General features: G+C 44.5%; 25 protein-coding genes and 1 other RNA gene. 15 read left to right on the forward strand and 11 right to left on the reverse strand.

Annotated features, from left to right (window positions below):
- The first annotated feature begins 141 nt into the window (after positions 1-141).
- Positions 142-528 (forward strand): response regulator, encoded by a 387-nt coding sequence (locus LEP1GSC047_RS02620; protein ID WP_010411900.1) that lies wholly within the window; start codon positions 142-144, stop codon positions 526-528.
- 58 nt (positions 529-586) lie between these two features.
- Here LEP1GSC047_RS02620 and LEP1GSC047_RS20750 read toward each other — a convergent pair whose 3' ends face one another.
- The 6 genes from LEP1GSC047_RS20750 to LEP1GSC047_RS02650 all read right to left on the reverse strand — a co-directional run bounded on the left by LEP1GSC047_RS20750 (position 587) and on the right by LEP1GSC047_RS02650 (position 8,099).
- On the reverse strand, positions 587-4,234 hold the full coding sequence (locus tag LEP1GSC047_RS20750; protein ID WP_020988081.1) for a PAS domain S-box protein: 3,648 nt from the start codon (positions 4,232-4,234) through the stop codon (positions 587-589).
- Positions 4,235-4,780: 546 nt separating this feature from the next.
- A complete protein-coding gene (locus LEP1GSC047_RS02635; RefSeq protein WP_010411889.1) occupies positions 4,781-5,206 on the reverse strand; it encodes a putative toxin-antitoxin system toxin component, PIN family in 426 nt (141 codons plus the stop codon).
- Positions 5,206-5,451 carry a CopG family ribbon-helix-helix protein gene (locus LEP1GSC047_RS02640; RefSeq protein WP_010411886.1) on the reverse strand — a complete coding sequence of 82 codons (246 nt, stop codon included), beginning with the start codon at positions 5,449-5,451 and terminating at the stop codon, positions 5,206-5,208. Before LEP1GSC047_RS02640 ends, LEP1GSC047_RS02635 begins: the two co-directional genes overlap by 1 nt.
- Positions 5,452-5,684: 233 nt before the next feature.
- Positions 5,685-5,993 (reverse strand): HigA family addiction module antitoxin, encoded by a 309-nt coding sequence (locus tag LEP1GSC047_RS02645; RefSeq protein WP_010411883.1) that lies wholly within the window; start codon positions 5,991-5,993, stop codon positions 5,685-5,687.
- Positions 5,994-6,005: 12 nt separating this feature from the next.
- The gene (locus LEP1GSC047_RS21010; protein ID WP_010411881.1) at positions 6,006-6,287 is read right to left on the reverse strand and encodes a type II toxin-antitoxin system RelE/ParE family toxin; all 282 of its coding nucleotides are present in this window, start codon (positions 6,285-6,287) and stop codon (positions 6,006-6,008) included.
- A gap of 774 nt (positions 6,288-7,061) precedes the next feature.
- Positions 7,062-8,099 (reverse strand): hypothetical protein, encoded by a 1,038-nt coding sequence (locus LEP1GSC047_RS02650; protein WP_020988124.1) that lies wholly within the window; start codon positions 8,097-8,099, stop codon positions 7,062-7,064.
- A 141-nt stretch (positions 8,100-8,240) separates the two neighbouring features.
- On the opposite strand from LEP1GSC047_RS02650, the gene LEP1GSC047_RS02655 reads away from it, so the two are divergent.
- The 4 genes from LEP1GSC047_RS02655 to LEP1GSC047_RS02670 are packed head-to-tail and all read left to right on the forward strand — an operon-like array spanning position 8,241 to position 11,267.
- Complete coding sequence (locus tag LEP1GSC047_RS02655) at positions 8,241-8,651, forward strand: hypothetical protein (RefSeq protein WP_010411873.1); 411 nt, start codon at positions 8,241-8,243, stop codon at positions 8,649-8,651.
- Positions 8,635-10,008: a PP2C family protein-serine/threonine phosphatase gene (locus LEP1GSC047_RS02660; protein WP_010411870.1), complete on the forward strand. Its 1,374-nt coding sequence runs from the start codon at positions 8,635-8,637 to the stop codon at positions 10,006-10,008. The genes LEP1GSC047_RS02655 and LEP1GSC047_RS02660 overlap by 17 nt, the downstream gene beginning before the upstream one ends.
- Positions 10,009-10,020: 12 nt before the next feature.
- Positions 10,021-10,794 carry an enoyl-CoA hydratase/isomerase family protein gene (locus tag LEP1GSC047_RS02665; RefSeq protein WP_010411867.1) on the forward strand — a complete coding sequence of 258 codons (774 nt, stop codon included), beginning with the start codon at positions 10,021-10,023 and terminating at the stop codon, positions 10,792-10,794.
- Positions 10,795-10,808: 14 nt separating this feature from the next.
- On the forward strand, positions 10,809-11,267 hold the full coding sequence (locus LEP1GSC047_RS02670; protein WP_010411863.1) for a DUF192 domain-containing protein: 459 nt from the start codon (positions 10,809-10,811) through the stop codon (positions 11,265-11,267).
- 78 nt (positions 11,268-11,345) lie between these two features.
- On the opposite strand, the gene LEP1GSC047_RS02675 is transcribed toward LEP1GSC047_RS02670, so the two are convergent.
- Entirely contained in the window at positions 11,346-11,948 is a 603-nt protein-coding gene (locus tag LEP1GSC047_RS02675) for a DUF3332 family protein (RefSeq protein ID WP_010411859.1), read from the reverse strand.
- A 266-nt stretch (positions 11,949-12,214) separates the two neighbouring features.
- On the opposite strand from LEP1GSC047_RS02675, the gene LEP1GSC047_RS02680 reads away from it, so the two are divergent.
- The 4 genes from LEP1GSC047_RS02680 (at position 12,215) to LEP1GSC047_RS02695 (ending at position 15,382) form a co-directional block, all read left to right on the forward strand.
- Positions 12,215-13,675 (forward strand): MBOAT family O-acyltransferase, encoded by a 1,461-nt coding sequence (locus LEP1GSC047_RS02680; protein ID WP_010411857.1) that lies wholly within the window; start codon positions 12,215-12,217, stop codon positions 13,673-13,675.
- A gap of 55 nt (positions 13,676-13,730) precedes the next feature.
- Complete coding sequence (locus tag LEP1GSC047_RS02685; RefSeq protein ID WP_010411855.1) at positions 13,731-14,084, forward strand: PilZ domain-containing protein; 354 nt, start codon at positions 13,731-13,733, stop codon at positions 14,082-14,084.
- A 110-nt stretch (positions 14,085-14,194) separates the two neighbouring features.
- Positions 14,195-14,797, forward strand: coding sequence for an RNA polymerase sigma factor (locus tag LEP1GSC047_RS02690; RefSeq protein ID WP_020988065.1), 603 nt, complete (start codon positions 14,195-14,197; stop codon positions 14,795-14,797).
- 6 nt (positions 14,798-14,803) lie between these two features.
- Positions 14,804-15,382: an LIMLP_12425 family protein gene (locus LEP1GSC047_RS02695; RefSeq protein ID WP_010411852.1), complete on the forward strand. Its 579-nt coding sequence runs from the start codon at positions 14,804-14,806 to the stop codon at positions 15,380-15,382.
- Positions 15,383-15,466: 84 nt separating this feature from the next.
- On the opposite strand, the gene LEP1GSC047_RS02700 is transcribed toward LEP1GSC047_RS02695, so the two are convergent.
- The 3 genes from LEP1GSC047_RS02700 to LEP1GSC047_RS02710 all read right to left on the reverse strand — a co-directional run bounded on the left by LEP1GSC047_RS02700 (position 15,467) and on the right by LEP1GSC047_RS02710 (position 17,393).
- Positions 15,467-16,405, reverse strand: coding sequence for a hypothetical protein (locus LEP1GSC047_RS02700; protein WP_010411849.1), 939 nt, complete (start codon positions 16,403-16,405; stop codon positions 15,467-15,469).
- A complete protein-coding gene (gene hpf / locus LEP1GSC047_RS02705) occupies positions 16,405-16,692 on the reverse strand; it encodes a ribosome hibernation-promoting factor, HPF/YfiA family (RefSeq protein WP_010411846.1) in 288 nt (95 codons plus the stop codon). The genes LEP1GSC047_RS02700 and hpf overlap by 1 nt, the downstream gene beginning before the upstream one ends.
- A 224-nt stretch (positions 16,693-16,916) precedes the next feature.
- Positions 16,917-17,393 (reverse strand): tetratricopeptide repeat protein, encoded by a 477-nt coding sequence (locus LEP1GSC047_RS02710; RefSeq protein ID WP_010411843.1) that lies wholly within the window; start codon positions 17,391-17,393, stop codon positions 16,917-16,919.
- A gap of 322 nt (positions 17,394-17,715) precedes the next feature.
- On the opposite strand from LEP1GSC047_RS02710, the gene rnpB reads away from it, so the two are divergent.
- From rnpB to LEP1GSC047_RS02730, 4 genes are all read left to right on the forward strand, one after another.
- An RNA gene (rnpB, locus tag LEP1GSC047_RS20765) (RNase P RNA component class A) lies at positions 17,716-18,141 on the forward strand.
- A 171-nt stretch (positions 18,142-18,312) separates the two neighbouring features.
- A complete protein-coding gene (locus tag LEP1GSC047_RS02720; protein ID WP_010411838.1) occupies positions 18,313-18,738 on the forward strand; it encodes an acyl-CoA thioesterase in 426 nt (141 codons plus the stop codon).
- The gene (locus tag LEP1GSC047_RS02725) at positions 18,698-20,023 is read left to right on the forward strand and encodes a PP2C family protein-serine/threonine phosphatase (RefSeq protein WP_010411835.1); all 1,326 of its coding nucleotides are present in this window, start codon (positions 18,698-18,700) and stop codon (positions 20,021-20,023) included. Before LEP1GSC047_RS02720 ends, LEP1GSC047_RS02725 begins: the two co-directional genes overlap by 41 nt.
- A 72-nt stretch (positions 20,024-20,095) precedes the next feature.
- Positions 20,096-21,550, forward strand: a complete 1,455-nt coding sequence (locus LEP1GSC047_RS02730) for a carcinine hydrolase/isopenicillin-N N-acyltransferase family protein (protein ID WP_020988072.1) — start codon at positions 20,096-20,098, stop codon at positions 21,548-21,550.
- Here LEP1GSC047_RS02730 and LEP1GSC047_RS22010 read toward each other — a convergent pair.
- The gene (locus LEP1GSC047_RS22010; RefSeq protein ID WP_010411830.1) at positions 21,545-21,832 is read right to left on the reverse strand and encodes a TerC family protein; all 288 of its coding nucleotides are present in this window, start codon (positions 21,830-21,832) and stop codon (positions 21,545-21,547) included. The genes LEP1GSC047_RS02730 and LEP1GSC047_RS22010 overlap by 6 nt on opposite strands.
- Before the next feature lie 129 nt (positions 21,833-21,961).
- Here LEP1GSC047_RS22010 and LEP1GSC047_RS22015 point away from each other — a divergent pair, with 129 nt between their 5' ends.
- Positions 21,962-22,312: a hypothetical protein gene (locus LEP1GSC047_RS22015; RefSeq protein ID WP_010411828.1), complete on the forward strand. Its 351-nt coding sequence runs from the start codon at positions 21,962-21,964 to the stop codon at positions 22,310-22,312.
- The gene (locus tag LEP1GSC047_RS02740; RefSeq protein WP_010411825.1) at positions 22,309-22,872 is read left to right on the forward strand and encodes a SelL-related redox protein; all 564 of its coding nucleotides are present in this window, start codon (positions 22,309-22,311) and stop codon (positions 22,870-22,872) included. The genes LEP1GSC047_RS22015 and LEP1GSC047_RS02740 overlap by 4 nt, the downstream gene beginning before the upstream one ends.
- Positions 22,873-22,943 lie beyond the last annotated feature (71 nt).

Raw genomic sequence — 22,943 nt, forward strand, 5'->3', positions numbered from 1 at the left:
CTCGGATGGTTGATATTTTCTTGAAAATGAGTTGCAAGGTGGGGGGAAAATCATAGGATCTCTTTTCTCGACTCGGTTTTTTTTCCCGGGTGGAGACGTTTTTTTATTCGTCTAATTAATAAGGTTTATTTCGGGGGAACGGTGGAGAAAGCGATACTCTTCGTCGACGACGAGGCACTCATTCTAATGAGCATGAAATCTCAGGTGAAAAGACACTTGGGAGATACCTACCGTTACGAAACCGCTTTGGACGCTTCCGAGGCAATGCAAATTATCGAAGAGCTAGTGACCGAAGGCGTGAAAATATTGATAGTTATTTCGGATTGGTTGATGCCGAATATAAAAGGAGACGAATTTCTACGCAACGTTCATCAAAGATATCCCGAGATACAGAAGATTATCATAACCGGACATGCCGACATCGCCTCGGTAGAAGCTCTTAAGAAGGAAATCAACCTCTATAGTTACCTAAAAAAACCTTGGGACGAAAAAGAACTCGTCACAACGATTACCTCTGCGTTGAAATAACAAACCGAACCCGAATCAAGAATCTTTCCAACTGCGATCCGTTTTCTAATTCACGGGTTTATTCCGCCGGTAAAAGCGGAAGAAACACTCTAAACGTAGTGGATCCGGGAACGCTCTCTACCTCGATTCTTCCGCTATGCTTGGTAATGATTTTATGGACGATATCCAGTCCAAGCCCGCTACCTTCTCCGGGAGGCTTGGTGGTAAAGAAGGGTTGAAAGATTTTTTCCCGTATATTTTCGGGAATCCCAGGACCGCTGTCGTTTATTTCCACCGCCACTTCTTCGTTCTGAGTGTACGTTCGAATGCGTATTCTTCCTCTGAAATCCATGGCTTGCAGAGAATTATAAATTAAGTTCGTCCAAACGTGCAATAAGTCGTCCGGATAACATAAAATCTTCGGAATATCATCGTATTCCTTCGTAACTTGGATGCCTTTCTTTAATTGATTTTGGTATATCGTAAGTACGGTTTCGATACTTTCCTGCAGTGAGGCGGGTATTTTCGTGGAACCCGTGTCGAAATGGGAAAAATTCTTTAAAGCGTAGAGAATTTTGGACACCCGATCCACCGCGATTTGAATCGTATTCGTATTCGTAAAAAAGAAGGATTCTATGGAAGAATATTCCAATAAAGTGGTCGCTCTCTCGCTTTTAAGGAAGGGAACCGCCTCTTTGGGAATCGTTCGAAATCCCATATCGGCCAAACTGTCGGCAAACATATACGGAGATTGAAAACCGAGCGCTTCGAATTCCTGGATTAATTCCTTTTTTACGCGACGCTCTTCGATTCCTGCCAAGTGTTCCCGTATTTGTCTCACTTGATTCAAGAAATTGCGGAATGATTCCATTTCCTCATAAGGCATCCGGCTGATAATAGACTGTACTTCGGGAAGCAAGGTTTGAAAACGCACTAGGCATTCCTGTAGATTTTGATTGGATGCCTGAATTGCCCCGATCGGATTATTGATTTCATGCGCAATGCCGGCGATTAGTTGCCCTAAGGCAGCCATTTTTTCGGATTGGATCAGTTGCGCTTGCGTTCGTTTCAAATCCTCTATCGTTTCCTCCAATTCATTTTTTTGCATTTCTATCAATTTATTTCTGACGGAAATCTCGTTATTGATCATTTTTAGCTCTTCGACTTCCTGGATTGCGGAAGTGTCCAGCAGGCTGACCGCAGCTATATAAGAATCCTTTTCATTATAAAAATGGATACTTCCGATTGCAGGGAAGATCGTTCCGTCAACTCGAACGGTTCTTAACTCCAGATTATCCGCGCTTTCGAAGGATCGTAAGCGAGTATGCACGGTGGCCCAAGATTCGACTGTAAACAGCGATTTTGCCGGAACGCCCTGTACTTCCTTCTCGCTTGCGAATCCGAAAATATTCAAAAAAGCGGGATTGGTATCCAGGATTCTCTCGGTACGAGGATTCAAAAATAAGATCGCTTCGTTCGCGAACCGATAGAACGCTTGGAATCTAAGTTGACTCGCCTTCAATTCGTTTTCGGCATTTTTGCGATCCGTAATATCGGTGAATGTTCCGGCCATTCGAATCGGATCTCCGTCGATTTCCCTGTACACTCTTCCTTTCCCTTCCATCCAATGGACCGTTCCGTCCCTATGAAAGATTCTATGTTCGATATGGAAATCGTCGTTCTTGCCGGAAAGGGATAGTTCAACCGTGGCGCGGACTTTTTCCAGATCGTCGGGATGTATTAAATCGAAAAAATGCTCCGACTTTCCGCCGAACTCATCTAGGGAAATGCCGAACAGATGCCCTGTATTCGCGGACCAATGAATGGAATCCTCTTTTAAGTTCCAACTCCATGTTCCCATATTGGCTGCATTAAGGGCGAGTCGGAGTCGTTCTTCGCTTTCTTTCAAGGCGCGTTCGGCTAAAAGGGAATCGGTAATGTCCGTGACTAAAAAGACAAGGCTGGTTACTTCCCCTAAATCATTTTTTATCGGAGAACCGTTGATGGAAAGATATTTCCTAACTCCTTTGCCGTCCTCGATGGCGTGACGCACGTCGAAGACCGGTTCTCCAGAATTGATTACGCGAAGGAAGGGTTGGTCCTCCGGTTGCCAGGGACCTCCATCGATGGAAGTCGATTTCCACTCGACGGAATTATAAGTTCTTTCTTTTAAATTTTCCGCGCTAAGGCCTAGAATCCTTTCCGCCGAAGAGTTTGCGTACGAAATTCGTCCATCGGGAGTTAGAACCGTGATCGCAGCGACGGACGTATCCATGATTCCCGCAAGAAGGTCTCGTTCCGCATGAAGCTCTTCCTCCTTTTTCTTTCTTTCTAATGCGTTTGAAATCACCTCTCCGATCGTTCGCAAATGGAAAATCTCGAACTCTTCGAATTTATGTCGTACTTCGTTTCTGTGTCGTTCGGCGTTCAATCCGATCGCGCCCACGACCCTACCCGCAAGAGTGAGAGGGATTCCGACTAAAAATTTGATTCCTACCGTATTCAATAGCGTCTTTAAATCGACGGAACTATCCGGAATTTCCCGTATGTCCAACGTTATGATTTTGTTTAATAAAAGATTTTTAGTTAAAAAACTATCCGGGTTGATATCGGAAATCTCCGGCCAAGAAGGGGATTTGTTTTTCGCTTTCGGATTTATATATTCGTGTAACAAGGTTCTTTTTAGTCGTTCCCGGTCGTACAAAACCAAATTCGCCCTATCCATCTGAAAGAATTTGCAAATCTTATCGATGGTATTATGGATCGCTTCGCCGATTTCGTGACTGGGTAGATTAATCAGTTCCGTAGAAATGGACGTGGTCAGAGCTTCCAAATTTCTTTTTATCCGATCGGATTCTTCCGCTTTTTTTTGTTTGGAAATATCCGCGTGAAAACCCAGCATCTTTGTGGCTTGGCCGGTCTCCGCCCTTTCGATTACCTTTCCTCTCGTTAAAATCCATTTATAAGTTCCGTCTTTTCCTCTCATTCTATAGTCCGCGTCGAAAAGGTCTTTCTTTCCGCCCAATGTCTGCTGCAAAAGAGTCAGGGTCCGGCGAGCATCTTTCGGATGTATTAGTGCCTTCCAGAATTCGAGATTTCTAATTAACTCTTTCCGAGAATATCCCAGTATATCGTCGAGTTCCTCTCCGGGAAGAATCGGATTCGAGGCTATATCCCAAACCCAGAGGTCTTCCGATAGGTCCTTAATCAGTAGGTCGAATCTTTCGTGAGTTCCGCTAAGGAGAGAGTCGATCGCTTTTCGTTTGCGAAGGTCTTCTATTTGGACGCTGAGCAGCGATTCAGAATTTTTTAATTTAGAAAATCGGACTTTGCACGGAAAAGAGAAATTGTTCGAGTTTAAATACTCCCAGCAAAAGGATACCTCTCCGTTTTGTCGGCAGACTTCAAGTTTAGAACTAAGTAATTCACGCGATTTTTGCCCGTCCGGCTGCAGTTCCGGAGAAAGGTTTATCATCTTTCTTTTCAACAATTCGTTTCTGGAATGCCCGAATAGCGGAAGGATCGCCGCGTTTACTTCCCTGAATTTTCCGGACGAGAAATCTAAAATTGCGGTAGGAGTGGGCGAACAATCTAGAAGCTCTTCGAAGAAGAATCCGTTTCCGGTGCGATTCTTTAATTGTGCCTCCAGGGCTTTAATGCGTCGCTTCGCTTTGCGTAGCTCACCGGACATGTCTTCGGCTTTTTCTTTTTTGGGTGAACGATTCACAGATTTTCACTAACTAAACCGGACAAAGATAACCTTGAAAATCAAAAAAACCGTTTGAAACCGGAAAGATGCTAGGAAGGCGGGGGCTGCAGGCAGCCGTCTTGGATCGTTGGCGAAAGTGCCGGGAGGGGCTTGAAATCCGGAATGAATATACGATTTACCCGAATGCCGCAAACCGTTTCGCGCACTGGAATCGGCCGATTTCAAACGATGAGTGTCCGAGAGAATCGTTACTTTTTGTAATACTTCTAAAAAAATTCCGAAAATCGAAACGTTTATAGATTCGCCCCCCGGTTGGAACGCCTTCCAATAATAATATTCTTAAATTGCCCAATGAATCGGATCGACTCGGGAGTCGAGATTGCCCGTTCGGTGTTTTACAAGGAATCGATTCTGATCTATGCCCGACAAACTTAGGTCGGTTAGGAGAACCCTCTCTTCGGTTATTAAATATGCGAAATATTTAGGACGTTATCAAAATCAAGTTGGATTTGGATGTCCTACATCCCATGCGTTACGGTGCCTTCCAAAAGAGTCGCTGCGCAGTTAGTCGCTCGTCTCCCCTTCACTGTCTAAGTTTAAATATTGTTCAGGAGAAACAATTTTCAGAGATTTCAAATTATATAAGACAAGTAAATCTTGATCGCCCGTTATCAAATAATCGACTTTCGCAGCAAGAGCGCTTTCCAGTATATGATAATCGTCTCTATCTCTAAGTCCTGAGTAATCCGATAATGAAATGTTTGCCGTCTTTTTAGTAATTAATTCAATCTCGGATAAGATAATTGAAATAAATTCTTCATTTAATTTGAATTTTGGTTTCTTCAAAGTCAATTCTATCTCTTTCAGTATAGAGTTAGAAATATAGCCAATTACTTTGCCGGAGATAAGTTCTTCTAATATTATTCTAGGCTTTCCACCGAATAATATTGCCGATATATAAACATTGGTATCTAATAAAACCTTTTGCATTAGGAAGTTTTCTTTTGCTTCCTGATACGTTTTATTTCATCTATCAGAGAACTTTCCGTTATATTCGATGTTTTAGAAATAGCTGAACCAATCTCGAAAATTTTCTCCCACTTAGATTTCTTTTCAATATATGCGCGTGCAGCCTCTCTTATTAATTCGGATCGAGACCTATGTTCTCTTTTGGCTATTTTATCTATTTCCTTTAAGAGGCCCTGTTCGAATGAAATATTGACAGTCTGGTTCATGATTTAATCATATACAATCTTTGTATACTGGTCAAATCAAATATTCTTTTAAAGTCCGATTTTAGGGCGCCATGCGACTAAGGAAGAGGGCTTGCCGAAATCCCGGGCGGGTGGCAAGCCAAGCCCTGCGATAATGACACTGTCCGAGTTACAAAGCGGAATTTGGAAAAGCCAAAGCAAGGTTCGCGTGGCGATCCCGAAGCGCCTCGACAATTTTTAGTTATACGCCTTGCTTAATTAACTAGCTTGAGTTCTTGAAATTTTTTGATCGTTTTTAATTCGTTTTTGAGCTCATATTGTTTAACTTCTAAATCATAATGAGCTTGTATTGATAGCCAGAACTCGGGCGAATTTCCAAAAAACCGAGAAAACCTTAACGCAGTATCAGCAGTAATAGAACGACGACCGTGAATTATTTCACTTATACGTTTTTGATCGATATGAGTAGCTTGAGCTAATTTATAAGCCGTAATTTCCATCGGCTTTAGAAAATCTTCTATTAAGATTTCACCAGGGTGAATATTCATTAATTCTTTATTCATAATTACCGCCGTCTAATGATAATCGACAATCTCAACATTTGTTACGTTACCATTTTCCCAAATAAAGCAGATCCTATACTGCATATTAATGGAAATACTATGTTGTCCTCGCCTATCTCCAGATAGAGCATGCAATCTGTTACCGGGAGGAATTTTTAAATCTTCTAAAGTCTTCGCGCTATCTAAATGTATAAGCTTCCGTCTAACTGTTCTTTGTATATCCTTCGGAAATTTCTTCGAAAACTTACCCAGCCATATGGTTTCGCATTCTTTATCAGAAAAAGAAAGGATCACAACTCATAATGGCGCCATTCACCATTGGTGTCAAGCACCATTAATAATGGTTTGAAGCAAATTTTGTAGTTTTTCATATTTAAAATAAGTTTTAAGCATGGCGCATTACTGCCGATCTCCGAGCCACGGGAGAAGTATCGGCCCCTGAAATTTTGATATTATTATTTTATAATTAGTTGTGCACAATTACTTAGAGTGAGGCTTGCTTTGCAAGACAAGTGACAAAGCGGAATGCTCTATAATGCATTTTCCCGGCTTTCCAGAAAAAACTCGCGAGAAACCTAATCGTGTTTCTTGGGCGCCTCCTCACTTTGTGAGGACCGGGCTGCTCCGGGTTCGCGTAGTCACGCTCATCCAACACCTCTAGTTTTGTTAATGCAGCCCGCGTTTTAATCGGGTGTTGGACGAAAGCCCTACGCATCCCTGGCGCTAACAGAGGACAGAGGACAGAGGACAGAGGACAGAGGACAGAGGACAGAGGACAGAGGACAGAGGACAGAGGACAGAGGACAGAGGACAGAGGACAGAGGACAGAGGACAGAGGACAGAGGACAGAGGACAGAGGACAGAAAATTATTCCTATTACCCTGACAACAATTTTTTTAAAAACGAATTATGTTGGAGCGAAGTGTCACTGGATTTTCGATGTGTAAGCGGAGTTTCCGTGTTCTATAGAAAGATTCCTATGTTGCAATAGATCTTTCCTCTGCCTCTATTACTTTTCCAACATCTAGGCAGCTACTGTCTTCAGTCCTCAGTCTTCTGTCCTCTGCATTAAGGATCGGCGCGGTTAATAATCGTCTCGATCATTCTTCTTTGTTTTTCCAGAGATTCTTTTTCGATTCCATTCTTTGTTTGATAGATCGGTTTTCCTTTCTCATATATGATTAGTTGCCAGGGGCGTTTTTGCATAATTACGTGAACGTAAGAAACGAACGATTCCGCAAAGAAGTCGTCCGCGTTCGTCGCCGAATATAAGGTTGGAAAAGGAGTTTTTTCTAAAATAGGATAGATGTTATTCCAGTTTTCTTGCAATGCAAGAGACGAGGAGTAGAATTTTATCCGGGATCTGAACTTAAACTGCGAATCGTCGTAAACGGATTTCTTTTCGGATTTCCAAATCCCATGGTAGAACGGAAGGCTCTCGAATTTCCTCGTTTTTCCCCTAAGATCCGGGCCGATTCCCGTGGCGACGGAAAGTATATGTCCGAATTCGTGGAGAAGTATGTATCTCAATGCGTTGACTTTGGTATTCGAATTTTCCTCTTCGATTTTGATTTTGATCGCGGTATTGCCCGGCTTAAAAGCGGAGTTTTCCTTATAGCTGATCCAGTCATTGGCGTTTTTATTTAAAATCTGCGAATCCAAGATCACGAACCCTCCGATTGCGTGCCCATTCCGATAAACGAAACCGCTAACGGCACTGCCTCCTAAATTTTCGCAAACGTATATTCTAAATAAAAATTCGGTTAACAACTTGTTAATCGAATTCGGGAGTTCTTTTTTTAGCGACTTGACTTCCTCGGCAATGATTCGCCAGGATCCCGAAGAGGAAGGAACTTCTTCGAATCCGTCGATTCGATTTAAGGCCGTGACGAAATTCTTGGCTTCGACGTCCAATGGAAAGACTCTAAATTCCCAGGACGGAGCCCGATCCTTATAAAATCCGCTCTCGGTCAGGGGGCTAGTATTAAAGAGATCCATGTACGGGTTGGTCTCTTCCGATTCTTGTCTGCAAGCGGAGCCGAAAACTACCGAGACAAGCAAGACTAAGAATCGACACACTTCTACCGCATGTTTTATCGAACTCATCGTAATGCCGAATCTCGGATTATGGAAACTTTAGTTAGATAGGAAAGTATTTTTCTTTGCATTGCAAAAAATGAAGGGCATCTTTCTCGGGTTTAAGGTTTGCAATCAATCGACCGAATGCGAGATTTGTGCCTATTCGTTATGAAGTTCGGAGCCGTTTCGTATTCTTCTAGAATCTTTGTCGATCGCCGGTCATGGTCAGGGGCATTCTTGTTAGCCGGTCTATTAGTTTCGAACACTTCGCAATTTGCGGAGGTTACGAATCCTTGGAATCTTCCGATTACGGAGAGGATCTTAAATCGCAAACATATTTTACATATCATTCTCGAAACAAGACCGGGAGAATATAGGGTCACACTTTTGATAAACGAAAGGTTTCCTTATAACTATAAGTCCAAATCCGCTCCCTTTTTTGTCCGGGTCAGGGATGCTAAGGCCGGTTTAGAATTGGCCGAGAAATTGGATAAATATTTGGATCGAGGTTATAACCTTCGAGTTCTTTTGAACGGCTCCGAGATCATTGAATACGAACTTGATGAATCTATTAAATAGTAAAGCCGGCGGCATTTTAAATCCTTGGAGTTTCCTAGAACGGGAGTTCGATTATAAAGAAATCGGTGCTTGGCGAGATCTAATACGGATCGATCAATCGTTTATCCGGATCGCTTTCCTGCTCCATTTTCTCGTATATTTTCTATTGCTTATTCCGGACGTTCGTCAATCCGAGAGAGGGACCGTCTATTTCGGAATCATATTAAGTTTAAACCTGCTTAGTTTCGTTCTCTCGTTTCAGAGACGTTATTTATCGGCGATCATCCACGGAACGAATTTTTCGATCGTTTTCCTCGTGATGCTGATTTTAAACGAGTCGTTTTATATTTTTCACGATCTACACAGCCTTCAATTATATAATAATTATTTTCTATTGGTTGGGTTTCTTGTCCTATTTCAGATGTTTAGACTTAGGGCGGAAGGTTGTTTGGTTACCGGAGCATATTCGATCGTCCTTCATCTCGGTTTCGTATACGTGAAAGTTAAAGGGATGAATTTGAGTCTTGCGCCTTTGGTGCTGCTGATCCCCGACGTCGTTTATATCATCCTTAGCATCATCGGAACCGCAATCGTGATTATCGTAAGGAGGCTTGTGAGAATATCTTCGGAATTGGATTCGGATTATCGGTTTCTGCAACACGAACTTCAGATCGCGAGGAAAGTACAGGAAACGTTATTTCCCGAAGAAATCAGTGTTAAAGGATTTAGATACGAAGTGTACCGATCCATGCCCAATGAAATCGGCGGGGATTTCTACGATTTTGTGCAATTAAGGGAGGGAAATACCGGCGTTTTTTTGACAGATATCGCGGGTCACGGAATCGCATCGGCACTCGTGGCTTCGTTTATCAAGATTATGGTCGCAACGATGCCGTATCGATTGAAGCTTCACCCGGTCCGCCTTTTGGAATACATAGACGATACGTTACTAAGGCAGTTCAAGTCTCATCACGCATCGGGCGTTTACATTTTCTTCGATTTTATCTCGAAAGAGATCCATTTCGCAAACGGAGGACATCCCTATCTAATCCATTCCCAAAACGGCAGCGAATTTAGGGAAATCGAGACGACAGGAAGTATTTTAGGCTTCGGAATCAAGCGACCGATCGCGGAACTCGTAACTTTACCGATTCGTTCGGGAGAACGCCTTTTTCTGTACACCGACGGGTTGATCGAGAATCGAAATGAGGAAGGAAAACAGCTTGGTACGGAAGGGCTTTTGGAAATATTGAATAGCAATAGGATCGCCGAGAATCTAAAAGCATTTAAGGAAGCGATCCAATCGGATCTCGCTAAGTTTTTCGGCGATGTCGAATTCGAAGACGATACTCTTTTTTTGATAATAGAAATGGAATAGGAATCAAATACTATGAGCGAAATTTTGATCAATATAACGAAAGAAGGCGGGATTGCGGTTTTAGAAATAAATCGACCTTCTGCGTTAAACGCCTTGAATGAAGAATTGCTAATTCAGATTAAAGAGTCGTTTCAGTCTCTGGAAAAGGACGGAGCTACTAGGGTTGCAATTATTACCGGCCAAGGGAAAGCCTTCGTAGCGGGAGCGGACATCGCAAAAATGCGGGAACTTGAGGCAAAAGAAGCGGAAAGTTTTTCAAGAATCGGACAGGAAGCATTCGACGCGATTCAGAACAGCGAAATCGTTTCCGTCGCCGCAGTGAACGGTTTTGCGTTGGGTGGCGGATTGGAATTGGCTCTGGCCTGCGATATCCGTGTAGGAGCGGAGAAAGCCAAGTTGGGTCTTCCCGAAGTTTCCCTGGGTTTGATTCCCGGATTCGGAGGAACGCAAAGACTTGCGCGATTGATCGGTTATGGTAGAGCCATCGAACTCGTCCTTACCGGGGATATGATTTCGGCCGAAGAAGCGTATAGGATCGGATTACTTAATAAATTTGTAAAGGACGGCGAGGACCTGATGTCGGTTGCAAAGCAAATCGCTCAGTCTCTTTTGAAAAAAGGTCCTCTTGCGGTCAAGACGGCCAAAAAAATCGTTCGGGAAGGATTGGACGGCCCTCAATCCAAAGGCATGGAAGCGGAATGCAAAGCCTTCGGGGGCCTGTTTGCAGGAAAAGAATCTAAGGAAGGAATGGGCGCGTTTTTGGAGAAACGACAACCTAACTTTTAAGACTTGGACGTAAGATGAAGCCGAGCGTATTCGCAGTTATTTTCTTTCTACTTCTTTTTCCCGCCGCGGGTCGGGGAGAATACCAATCTCCCATTTATCTGGAAAAGGCCGTTATTTACGTAAACGAACACCCCTTGGTGGTCGAGATCGCGAATACGGAGCCTTCGAGACAAAGAGGTCTGATGTTCAGAAAGAAGTTGCCCGAAAATGAAGGAATGCTATTCATTTTTCCTTCCGAAGATTATCTGACCTTTTGGATGAAGAATACCTTGATTCCGTTAAGTATCGCTTACTTTAATAAGGATAAAAGAATGGTGGATACGTACGAGATGGAGCCGAATCAAACGAAGACTCTATACCATTCCTCCGAGAAAGTACTGTATGCGTTGGAGGCGAACAAGGGATGGTTTGCAAAGAAAGGACTGGGGCGATTTGCGGTCCTAAAGATGGAATCCCGCTTTATCGGTAAGTAAGTTCGCTGAAATTTGCCGAAAAAATTCGAACGAAAAAGGATTCTCGAACGAGAATCCTTTTTTTAAGCGAAGTCGGAATTAAAGCGCTTCGACGACCTGGGACTGTAAATCGGCCAAGGTCTTGGCTTCGATTACTTTAGAGGATTTTAACTTTCCTTGCTCCACTAGTTTCAGGATTACCTGAGATCCAACCGTTTCGGAAGTTACCTCCACTTCTACTAGTTTATTTCCTTCCGACTTAAAGAATTTGCCCGGTTGATTTCGTAACGCCGTCAAAGTTTCGAACTTACCGTCCTTTTCCACACTGAGATCCAATCGAGAGCCGAATCTCGTAAATGTGAGAGTAATTTGTGTCCCGTCCTGCAGGAATGTTTTTGCAAATTTACCTTCTTTATCGAATTCGTTTAAGCCGACCGGATTGCTGCCGCTCCAGAATTCGATTAGATTAAACAATACAACGTCTACGAAAATTCCTATACCGTACAAAATTGCGAAGGGAAAATACAATAGTAAGGTTTTTACGAACTTATTAAAGAATCCGCTCCCTATATTGATTCCGTCATGCGCGCTGAAGAATTTATGAGTTACCGCGAACCTGCCGAAACAATTTGCAAGGGAACCAAGCGAGACCATCGCAACTACGAGTAGCAGGAGGGTTTTTTTTAAGATTTTTTTTACCATATCGAATTGGACTCCGTTTCTTGGGATTTATTAGCAGAGTTCTCTTTGAAAGTAAAAATCTTGCAAGATAATTCCAATCGTATATAGGATCTACGTCGAAATTTATTCCGTTTTGTTTTTTCCTGCATTCGAATCGGTACTCGAGGAGGTGCGAGAATCCCTTGACCGTCTTACGGCTTCGGTATTTCTGGATCTACGGTTGGTCTTACCGGCCAGTAGGAAGCTCGATTTGAGATCGGGTTTTTGACTCAAAGGGAGCACGGATTTTGCTTTTTCCCACGCTCGAATTTTTCCTCTTTTTTTCCTTCGTATTCCTAGTTCACTGGTATGTTCTCCCGCTCCTATTTCCGAATCACCATATTCGAAAATTCTTCGTCCATGTATTTCTTTTAATCACAAGCTATGCCTTCTATATGAGCTGGGATTGGAGATTCGGCGGACTGATCCTGCTTTCCACCGTGATCGATTTCGTCCTCGCGGATAAGATTCATGAATCGAAGGACCCCGCCTTCCGCAAATCGATGATCACTCTGAGTTTAGTGTTGAACTTGGTGTTCATTCTAGGCTTCTTTAAATACTACAATTTTTTATGCGGAAGTTTGAATGACCTGCTATCAGTTCTCGGCCTTCCCGGTATCTTCCCGATTCTAAAAATCGTTCTGCCTGTCGGTGTTTCGTTTTATACATTCCAATCCCTGAGTTATACGATCGATGTTTATCGAGGCACAATCCCGTCCGAAAAAAGCTTTTTAAGATTTGCCTTATTCGTATCCTTTTTCCCTCAGTTGGTGGCCGGACCGATCGTTACGGCTAAAACCTTCCTGCCTCAGCTGGAGACGGAAAAAAAGTTAGAGTCTATTCCGTTTAGAAAGGCCATACGCTATTTCTTTTTGGGATATTTTAAAAAGGTAATTCTTTCGGACAATGTGTCTCCGATCGGTGATCTAATCTTTAAGAATCCGGAGTCGTATTCCACGGAAGCGCTTTGGCTAGCGGCCTTCCTCTTTTGGGTTCAGGTTTATTGCGATTTCAGCGGCTATACGGATATGGCTTACAGCTGTGCTCTATTGCTCGGATATGAATTGCCGGAAAACTTTCGAATGCCCTACCTCTCTCGGAGTGTGACCGAACATTGGAGGAGATGGCATATCACCTTATCCAGCTGGCTCCGAGATTACGTATACATTTCTCTAGGCGGAAGCAGGACGGGGGCTTTTCGTCATCGATTTAATATTTGGTTTACGATGTTTGTTGCCGGATTTTGGCACGGGGCCAACTGGACTTTTGTCCTTTGGGGTTCCATCCAAGGCGGTTTCTTACTGATCGAGTCGTTATTAAAGGATTTGAAATCCCGCCTATTTCCGAATTTATCGCTTCATCCTACTTGGGATAACGCCTTGGTTCCGATCCGAATCGTTTATACGAGCCTCGTCGCCGTAACATTCGGGGTCATCTTCCGTTCGGAAACTCTGAGCAAGGCGTTTATTATGATATCGGGAATGTATTCCTATCGGACCGGCGAACTTCGGCCGTATATGTTCAAGTTCGGAATACCCGCCATCTTATGCGTGATTGTCGGACATTATCTAGGTTGGCTAATATTCGAAAAAGGGAAAAAAGTTCAAATTCCGGTATGGCTTGAATTTTCGCTCTATCCTTTCGGGGCCGTGCTCTTTGCCTTGCTCAGCCCGGACGCGGAAGTGCCCTTTATCTACTTCCAGTTTTAAGCGAGTAAAACGCTGGACAGATGCTTGCTTTGGTCGTATTTTGATTTCCTAATTCATGAATGACCCGGGTCAAAAGCCGAGAAGTCCGCGATTTTATCCGAAAGATTTTAATGAATACATTGTTCATGTGGAATCCGGGTTGATCACCCTAGAGGGCAAGCTGGGAAATATTTCCGAATCCGGAATATGCATTCTTATGCCCGGTGAAGATTTGCCGACAACCGTCGCCATCGAAGGCTCAGTGATCGAAAGGAAGACCGGGAAGCGACTCGAGTTTTTAGGCGACGTAGTTTGGTGTATCAGCAAACGGATCGGGACGAGGGAGAAATTCTTATACGGAATTCGATTCCGATTTCCTATGGAACTTACCGAATCTCTAATCTTAATCAACCTCTCCTTGGAAGGCTAAAAAATCCCGTTCCATTCTTGCCTTTCGCTTCGATTTACCTCTGTTCCTTTCCAGGTTATTTTTATTGCAAGACCTGAGGGAAAAGGTTTCGATGTCGGGAAAGGATTCTCATGGTCGAAAAGGAAACGCCCCATCGCAAGCTCACCGTCCGAGAAAAAGAAATCCAACTCCTAAAACTCATTCGGGAAGGCGACGACAAGGCCTACATCGAGCTGACCGGACCGTATCGAGAACGTCTATACCGAAAGGCGGTTTCGATGGTCAAAGACGGGGACGATGCGGAGGACATAGTTCAAGATGCCTTAATTTCAGGATATCGTTCCATAAAGAATTTTCGGGCCGAATCCGGCGTTTACACTTGGCTGTATCGTATCGTCGTAAATAAGTCCAAGGACCTGCTCGCAAAAAGAAAAAGAGCTCGAGAAAACTCGATGGACGATTCCGAGTTTCAAGTTACCGACAACCGATTGGGCTTCGAAAAAAAAATAGAACTTTCGGATGAGTCTAACTATCTAATTAAAAAGATAAACGAGCTCGAAGATATATACAAAGAAGTAATCGAGCTCCGGTATTTCGAGGAAATGTCCTATTCGCAAATTGCGGAGGTCCTCGGCTGTAATATCGGAACGGTTAAGAGTCGTCTATTTAAGGCAAAAGAATTCCTTAAACACCTGATCCAGCAAGATGGAAAGGGTGAGGGTTATTTCAGGTAGAAGGGTATGGAAAAAGAAGTTCAAGGTATACGCGTAAGGACGCGTTCCGCGCGCATATTGTCCGGTATTTTTGGAAACGAAGATGAGGAACTGATTCGCTTAGAAAATTCCCTGGTAAGGGCGATCTCCGAACTCAGGGATAAGGAATTGAACCAAATTCGGTTGCCGGATCATTTTGAGGTTCGTCTCCAGAATATGCTCAAGGACGTAAAAGTCGACGAAGAGAGCCTTTGGGATAAAATCACCCGCAATCTGATTTGGAATCGTTCGTTCCAGTACTCTTTAACTGCCAGTTTAGCCGTATTGGTCCTTGCCGTTGCAGTGGGCCGATTCTCTTCCCCTTCCAATACTCTTTCCGCAGAAAGATCGGGAACCCTCTCCTTGGGTAACGATCGAGAATTTATAGATTTACCTTCCTCGGCAAAAATAGGCCAAAATGAGAATTCTGAACGCTTATTAGAAGTCGCTAAAAATCCGGAGAGTCGTAAGATTCTAGAGTCCCTGCATCTGTATTTTATCGAAAAAGGCGATTCCCGGACTGCGGAAGAAATTCGGGCGATTATGGAATTCACCGCCGCAAAATAATAGATGCAAGTTTCTCTTTGAAGAAGGTGCGAACCACGAAAGGCCTGAGGAAACTCGGGCTTTTTTATTGTAGATTCGGAGACTTTACCTGGTTCTTCCAAGGCGCTTCTGGTAAAAATTAGGATCCAGAGAGTCCAGAATTCGTTTCGCTTCCTGAGCGGTCTCGGCATAGTAAACCGAGGCGCGAGAGTCCAGCAGGGCGCAGCATAGCTGGATCATTCTACATTTAATTTTTAGTTCGTAGCTTCCCTTTCGAAGTGCGAGGGAATCCTTGAGTCGATTCAATTCAGAACGATATTGTTCGATCTCCTTTTCTCCCAGCTTGCGGATTTCCCTAAAAATTCCGGTTTCCAGACAGAAAACGGGTATAGCTTCCTTTAGGTCGTTTTTATCCGAAAAATCGTCGTTCAAGGTTTCGATGGCTCTCCGGATAGGCTCGGCTTTTACGCAATCCAATCGGACCGCGCTGGGATCTTTTAAAAAAGCTTCCCTATACAAAAGTAAGCCCAAAGATTCGTTTCCGGATAAGTAAGTACATTCGGCGCGAAAGAAAAGTAGCTCGGGGGAAAATCGTTCCAGTCCGGAGGAGTCGCGTAAAACCTCCGAAGCGAGTTCCGTTTCTCCCGCTAATAATAAACGATAGGCTAATTCCGAGATGGTGGATGCGGGTAAAGATTGGATTCCTTCTTTGCGCAGCGCGATTCTCAACTGGTCCGTCGATTCTTTTAGAACGGAATCTTTGGCGGAAAGGTAGGCCAGGGATTTTGGGAGAGCTTTTTTTGCGTATATGAGTTCGAATTCTTTCAGGAATTCTAATAGAAGGCCGGCACGGTCCCGGCCTTCCCGAGAATGATGGATACGATCGATTCGGTGATCCCAGTACGATGATACGTAAAATCCTGCCGCGAAATCGGGATTTTCCGGATCCGATTCTAGGAGAAGATCAAACGCCTTTCTGGCGTGATCGAATTCCCCCTCTGATAAATGTCTGATTGCTTCTTCGTATTTCCTGTCGGAATCCATCAATGAGCGGCTTTTTTGTCGTGGTGCTTGCTTGCCTGTTTTACGATTTTATCTTCCAGTCCGTCGATGCAAGCGTATATATCCTTGTCTTCTTTATGGGCATTGAATTTATTTCCGTCCGCAGCCAGGTTCAAATTGGCATTTATAACGCCGTGGATTTGTTCGAACGATATTTCTAAGGAGACGACTTTCTGGACATACTTTCCGATTCGCTCCAGCTTCTTGCTTGCATAGTCCTCTGCCGCTGCCGAACGATCTAAATTCTTCCAAGTAAAAACGATTTTCATACTAGTATTCCTCCGTGGTCTTGCAAACTTCCAAACGCATGCAAAGATCCGCCAAGTCGGGATTCGTTTGGGAGTGGGTTTATCTGGACGGGAAAACGGGGAGGATTTGCCTCACCCGGAAAACTCGGAGTAAAAGTACGGGACAAAAGCCCGTCGTCAAATCAAAAAAAGCGCCCGCCCCGGAAGGGGCGGACCAGGGAAGTTAGAACTAGAGATGGGATGATTTAATCTTTGGAAGCAGCTAGTTCCTTGTTCAACGTTAGGCTTGGCTGTTTAAAAGCCAGGCTACACGCCTCCTGGTATTTTTTAAGGCCCTCTTCTTCTGCTTGGAGGGCGGAATCTAGGTCTCCCATTTTCTGGTAGATTTGGATTACTTCTTTAATATTCTCCAAGGCTTGGCAAGAACGGCCTAAGCGAAATTCTGAGATCGACTTCAGATAGAGAACTAGGGCAAATCCTTGGCTTTCGGTGTCCCCGATTTTTGTCCGAACAGCTAAAGATTGGTTGTAAAATGCGATTGCGGATTCATAGTCTCGAGTCTTCTGTCTCAGGCTCCCCAGGGCAGTTAGCTTGTTTGCAAGCTGAATATCTGACTCAGGAGTATAGTTTTTGAGCGAAGCCTCGACTGTTGAGGTCTCGGGATCTGCATAAAGAGCAGTGGAGATGCTTAAAACCAGGGCAATTTTAATAATTTTGTTCATCTTTTTATCTCCTTTTCCGAGGGTTCGCTACTATTAATGCAATTCCTGTGCCATTAATTTTGAAGGATTGGGAAAAAAATAAGTTTCTCCTAAGAATCCCGGTAATCTCGGTCGCTCGGCTATCGATTTCGCTTTCGTAAGAGAATTGAGTAGGTTTCATAACTGAAGGAAAGCGTAGCACGTCCGTTAAATTGCGCAATTGGCAGGGCCGTTAGGGATTCAGGGTGGCCAGTTAAGAAAGCGTTAAAAATCGGGGAATTCGCCGAAACCGAGCGGGAAACGGTTCGCTGTCTCAAGGGCGTCCTGGAGAATCGATTTTAAGGGGCCCTGCCGGATGATCGCGCTTCTCTAACTCTATGGAATGGCTATTTGCCTTCCCAGGGTAGAGTGTGAGGAAAGTCCGGACACCATGGAATCGCGGGACCGGGTAATCCCCGGAATTCTTCTCTTTCAAAAGAAGGGAAGGGTATGGAAAGTGCAGCAGAAAATAAACCGCCTCGAATTCGTTCGAGGTAAGGGTGAAACGGCGGGGTAAGAGCCCACCGCCATTCTTGTGAAAGAATGGGCAAGGTAAACCCTCCCCGGTGCAATCCCGAATAGGCGACCGTCAGTTGCGGATTCCGCAAGGTCGTGGGTAGGGAGCAAAGAGTTCGATCGGTAACTTTCGAACCAAGATAAATGATCATCGTCGGAAAGCTTCGAGAGAGGCCTTCCGATACAGAATCCGGCTTACAGGCAGGCCCCTTTTTTATTTTTCTTATAGTGAACGCGTATCAAAGATTTAAATAATACTAAAATACGTTCGCAATCATTCCCTTCCGACACGATGGAATGATTTTGATTTCAAACCGATGTAACTCTTCTAATTCGGGAATTATTCACTTTTCCCTAAAGTGGAATCTAAGTTTTCTGGTCTTATATGCCTAAACCCGAAAAATATCCGTATAGCTTATTTCAAAAAGTGGCCTGGGGGGATATGGATGCCTTCGGACATGTAAATAACGTGGTTTATGCGAAGTATTTCGAGACTGCGCGGGCCTCTTTTTTCGAAGAAAGGAAGCTCTGGGAATCTCCTCAGAAACCGAACGAGGGAGGGCCGGTGATTACTCATATCGAGATGGATTATCGCAAGCAGGTTCGTTTTCCCGAAACGATTGAAATCACTATAAAAGTGGAATCCGCAGGGAATCGATCCTTTTCCATGCTCTGTACTATGTGGAATGCCGAAGGGGAATGCGTCTTGACGGGGCATGCGGATTTTCTATGGTTTAACTTCTTAACCGGAAGGCCTACAGCGATTCCAGATGTCTACAAGGAGCATTTTTTTCAACAAGCGGGAGGATGAACTCGCGTTAAGCGGTTTAAAGGGATTTCTATATCAAGAATCTCTTTCTAGATTTCGTTTCGCACTTTCTTTATTCGCTTTTTTTGCGGGGTTCGGATTGCTGTTCGGCGATCCGTCGCAGAACGGATTGCAGGACCCTCGCTGGATTAGAATCCTTCATGTTTCACTGATCGGACTTTCCTTTTTTTGCAGCTACTGGATGCGTACGTTTCGAAATATCAGCGAATATATTTTGCTCTTTCATTTCGGATTGATGAGTATCCATTCCTACTACCTTTTATATTCGAACGGTCTCTATTTAGGTTATCTATTCGGAATGATTTTAGTGAGCCTAAGCGCCGGGGTTTCGTTTAATAACAGAAAGTTACTCATACCGTATCTATTGGTTTTTCTTTCCGTCGCCATTTTTGTGGGGATCAACTGCGTGAATCCCCGGATCGAAGTCGGAATGTATTATTTCGGAATCGTCTCTTCTTCCATATTGGCCGTTCTTATATTGGGATTTCGCCTCAAGACGTTCGATACACTGGTGCAAGCCGATGCGCAATTGGAGAAATTCCAAGCGAATATAGAGGAGGAACTCCAGCTCGCACAATCGACTCAGAAGAGTTTGGTGGATCTGGAATTTCCCGAAACGGGCGCCTTTAGAATTCATTCGTATTTTCGGCCTTTGGTGAGCGTGGGCGGTGACTTGATAAAATTGGAAGCGGGTTCGGACGGAAAATTGAATTTCTTCTTTGCGGACGCGGCAGGGCACGGAATTTCCGCGGCGATGGTTTCGGCTATGGCGGTCATGGCCTTCAAGATGACCGCTCCCCGAACGGATTCGCCGGCACGGGCCCTATCCTTAATTCACGAATCTCTAATGACCATGATCGGCGGTTTCTTTATCACTGCAGTGTATCTGAGATTGGATCCGAAAACGAAAGAGTTAGTTTACGCGTATGCGGGGCATCATCCTGCAGTGTTGATCGAAGATGACGGAAACGTCTCCCAACTGGAAGGTCGGGGAACGGTTCTGCTCGCCTTACCTCAACTTCGAAATCAAGATTATCGTAAAATCTTAAAGTCGGGGGATCGTATTCTCCTTTTTTCGGACGGTTTATTCGAATTCTTCGGAGAAGAACGGGAATTTTTCGGATACGACGCGTTCGTCTCCTTGGTCGAACAGAATTCCTCATTACGAGGGAAGCAATTATTGGACGTGTTAGGCGAGAATATCGCTTCCCTTCATCGGTCCGCCATGCTGGACGATATGACCATGCTTCTGATCGAAGTGGTTTAGAACGATCATCATCGGGGACTTAGAATTAAAAACCGCTTGCCCTAACCCCGATACCGAGTAAGATTCCGGCCTATGTGTGATACATTCGTTGCCACTCCGGATAGTACGGCTTCAGGGAAAATGATTTTTGGAAAGAATTCGGACAGGGAACCGAACGAGGCGCAATGCCTGGTTCGCTATCCCTCGGGAAAGCATTCTTCACCTACGACCAGAGTCACATATCGTGATATTCCCCAAGTTAAAGAGACCCATGAAATCCTGGTTTCCAAACCGTTTCATATGTGGGGCGCCGAAATGGGTGCGAATTCGAAAGGAGTCGTCATCGGCAACGAAGCCGTTTTTACGAAAATCCGCATAGAAGGAAAAAATAACGGTCTTACCGGAATGGATATGATTCGGGTCGCGCTTGAGCGATCCCGGAATTCCATAGAAGCCCTCGAATTAATCGTCGATCTTGTCGAAAAGTTCGGCCAAGACGCAGGCGGAGGATACTTAAATAAGAAATTCTTTTATCATAATAGTTTTATAGTCGCCGATGCCAAAGATGCGTACGTTCTGGAAACGGCGGGTCGTTTTTGGGCCTGGAAAAAAATAAGAGGGTTCTATTCCATTTCCAACGGATTAACGTTGGAATCCGATTACGATGATCTGCATCCTGACGCCATCGATTATGCGCGCAGTCAAGGTTGGCTTGCAAAAGGTGCGACGTTTTCTTTTAGGGAATCCTTTTCCGATTCCTTTTACACTACATTCAGTAAATGTAAAGTACGAAGAGACGTGACGATGCGGGTAGGGAATTCCGCCGGCGAAAAAATGAACGTTCGCAAAGCGATGGAAATTCTGCGATTGGAGGGTCAGGGTGGACCAAAATCGAAGGTAGGAGGAGGACCCGGCGGTTTTCCCCCCAGGGATTCCGGATTTTCCCCAGCAGGCTCGGGAATGGGTTCGGTGTGCCTGCACGCGACGGGGTTTACGGCTCCAAATCAAACGAACGGATCGTTTGTCGCGGAAATCGACACGGACGCAAAGCGTTCTCAGTTTTGGGCGACCGGCGCTTCCATTCCGGCGATTTCCATTTTTCTCCCTTTCTCCCTTCCCGGAACCGCCGCATCCGAAGGTACGATCGTTCAGCCTGGGGCTAGTCCGGATACCTCGCTTTGGTGGAGTCACGAAACCCTGTACAGGCTTTGCCTCAGAAATTACTCGGACGCTATTTCGGTTTTTAGTGCGGAATTAAAAGACGTGCAGGAATCGCTTTTGAAAAAAAGCCAGAGCATTCTCTTAAAAAAAGGGAAGAGCGTCGTAACGTTGGATACTTTATCGGAAGAAGCGATAGCCGAAGCCGTACGATCCTATCAAAAATGGAGGATGCAGGTCGCGGAATTAGCGGTTAAGGGAAGGCTCTTCACCCGCCCTTGGCTCGCTCCTCTTTACAGAGCTAGTTGGTTTATATGGAACAGAAAGGCTAGAATTACGGATTCCGTACTGACAGGAAAGGATCTACCTTTCGAGCCCGCATATTTATGAATTCCACCGAAAGCGAGAGGGATCTTGCGAAATAGAGATTGCCCTTGGGAAAAGAAACGGAAGTCCGTCGGCGACTAACATGACTGCTATAATTATCGGAAATGATACTACGAAAATTTTCATAGTAGGATGATTGTTTATAAAATCGTCGACCGATCCCGATAAGACCGACAGGATCACGAATGAAAGTATTACTTCGATTTCCATTCTATAAAAATCGCAGGATAGACCGACTGCTTTGATAATGGAGTCGACCAAAACGATGGTATCTAGTTCAATCATTCCTAGTACAGCACCGCGCAGGCAAAAGATTTTTTTTTCGTTTCAGACAGGGAACTTTTTTCTCCCGGTTCGATCTTATGGTGGATCTCGCTTGCGCGTTTGGCGTTTCAGAAAAGGCCTCCGGATAACATGATTGATTCTCTTCCGGAAACGTTAAAATCGCAGATGGCTATCGATTCATTCATACGATTTGTCGACCAACTAACCGCGAATCATAGAACGATTCTTAAACCGAGCGCGGCCATTCATCCGATGATCCGCCTCTGCGGAATCGATTTTGGGAGGGTTGCCGACCATGATGAATCAGGAGTGGAGATTGTCGATTCCGAGGACGAACTTCCGGAGCGGCGAGAGAAAACCGGGTCAAGAGAGAGTCTAATATTTGTGATTCCATTTCGAGCGGAAAATTTGTATAGAAATCTAGAAGGGCAATCGATTTCCGGCGGAGCGGAAAGAACCGATTTTGGGCGTGCAAAATGAAATTCCTGCCGAAAGAGTTTTTATCTCATCCTGTAGAAGGTAGGCGGTTGATCGGGAGCGCGCTGGGAGAAATTCTTCCGGCAAAACCCAGCTTATTAATCTTTCTACGACATCTAGGCTGTATTTTTTGTAGGGAAACCGTCGCGGATCTGAGATTAATGGCGGAATCGATTCCCGCTTTTCCACCCGTGCTATTCATATATCCCGACACGGTTCGGGATGGGGAGGAATTTTTTCAGAGATTTTGGCCCGAAGCGAGCGCGATCGGAGATCCGAAAACGATCCTTTTTCGATTGGCCGATCTTCAAGATGGCGGATTTCTGGAGCTAGCCGGACCCGAAGTTTGGGTGAGTGCGTTGCGCGCGGTTACGAAAGGAAATTTTTACGGAGTCCAGGGCCCTCACCTGCTGCAAATGCCCGGCGCCTTTTTGGTTTTAAAAGATCGGATTCTTTGGAAACATACATATCGTCATATAGGAGATCATCCTGATTGGACGAAATTGCCCGGTTGCACTCCGATTCCTTCGGAAGATTTTGATCCGGGAATTCTTCCCGCATAAGATTTTTTCCTAAATCAACCGATTCCGGATCGGATTTACTTCTTCAGAGTCCGTTTTCTCCAAGAAAAAAA

The sequence above is a fragment of the Leptospira inadai serovar Lyme str. 10 genome (genome assembly GCF_000243675.2).
Taxonomy (GTDB): Bacteria; Spirochaetota; Leptospiria; order Leptospirales; family Leptospiraceae; genus Leptospira_B; species Leptospira_B inadai.

Excerpts from the sequence above, each read along its gene's own strand:
- LEP1GSC047_RS02635 (WP_010411889.1), bottom strand. The coding sequence starts at position 5,206 with ATGCAAAAGGTTTTATTAGATACCAATGTTTATATATCGGCAATATTA.
- LEP1GSC047_RS02640 (WP_010411886.1), bottom strand. The coding sequence starts at position 5,451 with ATGAACCAGACTGTCAATATTTCATTCGAACAGGGCCTCTTAAAGGAA.
- LEP1GSC047_RS02645 (WP_010411883.1), bottom strand. The coding sequence starts at position 5,993 with ATGAATAAAGAATTAATGAATATTCACCCTGGTGAAATCTTAATAGAA.
- LEP1GSC047_RS02650 (WP_020988124.1), bottom strand. The coding sequence starts at position 8,099 with ATGAGTTCGATAAAACATGCGGTAGAAGTGTGTCGATTCTTAGTCTTG.
- LEP1GSC047_RS02655 (WP_010411873.1), top strand. The coding sequence starts at position 8,241 with ATGAAGTTCGGAGCCGTTTCGTATTCTTCTAGAATCTTTGTCGATCGC.
- LEP1GSC047_RS02660 (WP_010411870.1), top strand. The coding sequence starts at position 8,635 with ATGAATCTATTAAATAGTAAAGCCGGCGGCATTTTAAATCCTTGGAGT.
- LEP1GSC047_RS02665 (WP_010411867.1), top strand. The coding sequence starts at position 10,021 with ATGAGCGAAATTTTGATCAATATAACGAAAGAAGGCGGGATTGCGGTT.
- LEP1GSC047_RS02670 (WP_010411863.1), top strand. The coding sequence starts at position 10,809 with ATGAAGCCGAGCGTATTCGCAGTTATTTTCTTTCTACTTCTTTTTCCC.
- LEP1GSC047_RS02675 (WP_010411859.1), bottom strand. The coding sequence starts at position 11,948 with ATGGTAAAAAAAATCTTAAAAAAAACCCTCCTGCTACTCGTAGTTGCG.
- LEP1GSC047_RS02685 (WP_010411855.1), top strand. The coding sequence starts at position 13,731 with ATGAATGACCCGGGTCAAAAGCCGAGAAGTCCGCGATTTTATCCGAAA.
- LEP1GSC047_RS02690 (WP_020988065.1), top strand. The coding sequence starts at position 14,195 with ATGGTCGAAAAGGAAACGCCCCATCGCAAGCTCACCGTCCGAGAAAAA.
- LEP1GSC047_RS02695 (WP_010411852.1), top strand. The coding sequence starts at position 14,804 with ATGGAAAAAGAAGTTCAAGGTATACGCGTAAGGACGCGTTCCGCGCGC.
- LEP1GSC047_RS02700 (WP_010411849.1), bottom strand. The coding sequence starts at position 16,405 with ATGGATTCCGACAGGAAATACGAAGAAGCAATCAGACATTTATCAGAG.
- hpf (WP_010411846.1), bottom strand. The coding sequence starts at position 16,692 with ATGAAAATCGTTTTTACTTGGAAGAATTTAGATCGTTCGGCAGCGGCA.
- LEP1GSC047_RS02710 (WP_010411843.1), bottom strand. The coding sequence starts at position 17,393 with ATGAACAAAATTATTAAAATTGCCCTGGTTTTAAGCATCTCCACTGCT.
- LEP1GSC047_RS02720 (WP_010411838.1), top strand. The coding sequence starts at position 18,313 with ATGCCTAAACCCGAAAAATATCCGTATAGCTTATTTCAAAAAGTGGCC.
- LEP1GSC047_RS02725 (WP_010411835.1), top strand. The coding sequence starts at position 18,698 with ATGTCTACAAGGAGCATTTTTTTCAACAAGCGGGAGGATGAACTCGCG.
- LEP1GSC047_RS02730 (WP_020988072.1), top strand. The coding sequence starts at position 20,096 with ATGTGTGATACATTCGTTGCCACTCCGGATAGTACGGCTTCAGGGAAA.
- LEP1GSC047_RS22010 (WP_010411830.1), bottom strand. The coding sequence starts at position 21,832 with ATGATTGAACTAGATACCATCGTTTTGGTCGACTCCATTATCAAAGCA.
- LEP1GSC047_RS22015 (WP_010411828.1), top strand. The coding sequence starts at position 21,962 with ATGATTGATTCTCTTCCGGAAACGTTAAAATCGCAGATGGCTATCGAT.
- LEP1GSC047_RS02740 (WP_010411825.1), top strand. The coding sequence starts at position 22,309 with ATGAAATTCCTGCCGAAAGAGTTTTTATCTCATCCTGTAGAAGGTAGG.